The organism is Domibacillus indicus (assembly GCF_023715895.1).
In the GTDB taxonomy this organism is placed as follows: domain Bacteria; phylum Bacillota; class Bacilli; order Bacillales; family Domibacillaceae; genus Domibacillus; species Domibacillus indicus_A.
Genome location: NZ_JAMBOO010000141.1, coordinates 1 through 255, shown reverse-complemented (window position 1 = coordinate 255; position 255 = coordinate 1). Strand labels below are relative to the sequence as shown.

Sequence of the window (255 nt, the reverse complement as noted above, 5' to 3'; positions counted from 1 at the left end):
AGCGCAATGGCGGCCAGCTGGTCAAAGTGAAGCCGCATTTTACCACCCAGGACTGTTCAGGCTGCGGAAAAAGGGTGAAAAAATCCCTTTCCATCCGAACACATGCCTGTCCGGATTGCGGTCTTGTGCTGGACCGTGACCACAATGCTGCCTTAAACATTGAAAAAGCCGGGCTGGTTCAGATCGGACTTATTCCGGCAATATAATTCCTTTACAAACTGTAGGTCGAGGTCCCGCCCGAACAGTATAAAACAA

1 protein-coding gene is annotated in these 255 nt (G+C 50.2%); it reads left to right on the top strand.

Annotated elements, in window-relative coordinates; all coding sequences use genetic code 11:
* The coding region (locus tag M3221_RS26000; RefSeq protein ID WP_251274837.1) for a transposase at positions 1 to 206 on the top strand (206 nt) is incomplete at its 5' end.
* Between the last annotated feature and the right edge of the window lie 49 nt (positions 207 to 255).